The following is a 2,790-nucleotide window of genomic DNA, read 5'->3' on the forward strand; positions in this document are numbered from 1 at the left end:
CGGTTCTATGGGGAGGAGGGCGCTCAAGGGGCACTCGCTACCACAGCCAAGCCCCGAGGCCCCTCTTTACCTACCAGATACTGCTAGTTGTGGTGGCGGCGCCCCCAGCACCCACGGTTAGAAGCGCAGGTGGCCAATCGCGGCATGGGGCGCTGAACCACGTCCCCCACGGCGGGCGATTGCGAGCCAAAGACCAAGGACACGCGCTGGGGGGCCAGCGCGTGTCGCCAGAATCAACCTAGGCCTACGGAATGGTCACTGGTCGGAGCGTAATGGGGCCGTTGAGGTAATCCAGAGCCGCTTGCGGTGTTCCGGTCGGGGTCAGCACATCCATGACGTTTGTCGGGTATCCGTATGGATCTGGACGGACATAGCCAAAATTATACGGCCCCGCATACTGGGCGATGGGTCGCACCTCCCCCGGTGCGTAGCCATCTTGGCTGAGGGACGTCACGTACAGCCCCCATCCTGCGCTGAACTTGCCGCCGACCAGGGTGGAAGGGATGTCGATACTGACCGTCCGTGTCAATGGATTGGTGGACACGGGCAAAGAGCGGCTAAGCACTTGGCCTTCGGCATTGATTAGCTTAGTATCGAACCCCGACACCCGTACGGCATAGTTCCAGGGGGTGGAAAAGCCCACATTGGCGTACGGGAGCGATTGAAGGCTTCCCCTGCTCGTGTCCGCGGGATTGATCAGATAGAGTTCGATGAGTTTGGTACCGAACCCGTTGGATCCGCCATAGAGGTTCCGTAAGACGTCGAACGACACGTTGATTTGATCGTAGGCGTCGACATTGCGGACGGCCACCGACGTCATGTCCAACATGCCGCGGACATACCAACCACCGGTCGGGTATTGATACCAACCGGGGCCTTGATCGTCGAACGGCAGGTTTCGCCAGGCGGCCAATGCCGGGGGCTCGTAGCTCAGCGCTTCTGTTATGGTTTTTTGAGACGCACCGTGCTGGACTGTAATGTCAACGATGTTCAGTCCCGATCCTATGGTAACCGGCAGCGAAAAACTCCCATGTGCGTTGGCCGTACTGGTCCAGGTATGGACGGTGTAATGCCCAGCCACTCCAATGGTGACACGAGCTCTCGGAACGGTTCTCCCAGAAATGGTGGGCGACGTCGAGTAAACAATCTGACTGCCCGAGTCGATGCTGAAGGGCCCCGTGCTAGGCAGCGGGATGGTCCGACCGGGAGAGACAGCCAACGCAAGGGATAGGGAACTGGGGTGCGGAGCGGTGAGATTAAACTCTCGCGCCAAAGCAGTCGGCTGATCGACCAGGGCGTGTTTGCTAATGTCGACGGCTAAGCGTACGTATTGGGCCATGGCCCAATCCAGTGGGGCGGCGGAGCCGGTGGCTGCGCCGGGACGTAATCCGATGCTCGCCGTCTGGGGGGATGTTCCGGGGGGCGATGCGGGGATGGTAGTGTTGAAGGGCCACACCTGCTCTGGGATCATTCCGAGACCGTAAGCCATGTTCCGCATGGTTTGGAGATAGAAGAGCGGCGAATGGCGGGTCTTGATTCCGTCCTGTGCGGCTAACAAACTGTATTCGCCGCGTTCGCCGTCCAATACCGGCCAGAGTCCGCCATTCCCGGAGCCATTGTAGGGGGCTCCGTTGGCATAGTTTCCGTAGTGGTCGTGATTATATCGGAAGAATCCGGGACCTGCAGGCGTCTCGACGCGGATCGTCTGGTCGACAACCTTCAGGGAATTTTGGATGATGGGCGCACGAGGTGCCAACAAACCCAATCGCACTAACGACAGAAACCCTTGGTCGATGATTTCTGTCTGGGGATAGGTGTTGCCGCCGTTGGCAATGGTGATGGTATGATCGCTGGACACTGTCGGGGCCGTGCTGATGCGGACAAAATACGGGGAAGACGACAGCGGGCCGTGGGCAGCAGCGGTCCACTCTTCGATGTGGGTCAGCCAGTGTTTCGCCACGCCCTGATAGATCGCTGCTTGGTGGGGATGCCCATCTTTCTGGGCAATGTGAGCACCGAGCGCTAACGCGGCGATGTCGACGGCCATGGTGTTGGGGGAGAATCCCGAGGCCTCCTCCCAGCGATCCAGATCGGTCCAAGGACCATGAGCTAAAATATAGCGCAGTGCCGGTTCAATATAGTGGTCGTAGGTTTTTTCGGGCCATCGTCCCCGAGTTGGTACGCCAAAATGACGGGGAATCCGTTTTGGTCCATTTCCTGGCCGGTCCAAAAAGGCTTCCCGTTCGCATAGGAATTTTGCGGGAAGTTACCGTTGGGATATTCATCTGTATGAAAGAACCAGTGGAGAATTTGGCGGGCTGTGCGTCGGTCACCGGCAGCGAGCAAAGCCGAAGCCATCTGATACGAGTCACGCACCCAGGTCATGTGATATCCGGTCACAGAGTTGCTCGCCGCCGATTCGGCCTCGCCCCAAGGCGTGGTCAGTGACGCGGCCATTGCTCCAATATGGGTTTTGTCTTCGGCGGCTTTGATGGTCATAAGTGACACCCAGTACTGAGATGTCAGTGCTGCGCTAAGGCCTTTGGGATGATAGAGTGGGGCCAAATAACGGTGCCATTGCGCGACGAACTGGCCTAACAGCGCTTTGGGTGGGGGGGTGAGCGTGGCCTCGGCTGCGGCAATCGCGGTCGTCGGCGTCGATCCATACCCCACGGCGACTTCCCCACTAACCACACGGCTGTTGTGCGATCGGAGGGTTTTAACAGTTTCTTAAAACTTTATCTATGGTTATCCATCATTGTATAATTGTGGTATGAATCGAAAACTTGT

Annotated in this window: 2 protein-coding genes and 1 pseudogene; 1 reads left to right on the forward strand and 2 read right to left on the reverse strand. The window is 58.2% G+C overall.

Features of this window, described 5'->3' with window-relative positions; all coding sequences use genetic code 11:
* The coding region (locus HIJ39_RS23900; protein ID WP_207711864.1) for a hypothetical protein at positions 1–242 on the forward strand (242 nt) is incomplete at its 5' end.
* Between the two features lie 2 nt (positions 243–244).
* On the opposite strand, the gene HIJ39_RS22320 is transcribed toward HIJ39_RS23900, so the two are convergent.
* Together HIJ39_RS22320 and HIJ39_RS24435 are read right to left on the reverse strand one after the other, a co-directional pair.
* On the reverse strand, positions 245–2,230 hold the full coding sequence (locus HIJ39_RS22320) for a glucodextranase DOMON-like domain-containing protein (protein WP_169103242.1): 1,986 nt from the start codon (positions 2,228–2,230) through the stop codon (positions 245–247).
* Positions 2,231–2,304: 74 nt separating this feature from the next.
* A pseudogene (locus tag HIJ39_RS24435) lies at positions 2,305–2,694 on the reverse strand (glycoside hydrolase family 15 protein); the annotation flags it as partial.
* Between the last annotated feature and the right edge of the window lie 96 nt (positions 2,695–2,790).

It is taken from the genome of Sulfobacillus harzensis, assembly GCF_012933365.1.
Lineage (GTDB): Bacteria > Bacillota > Sulfobacillia > Sulfobacillales > Sulfobacillaceae > Sulfobacillus_B > Sulfobacillus_B harzensis.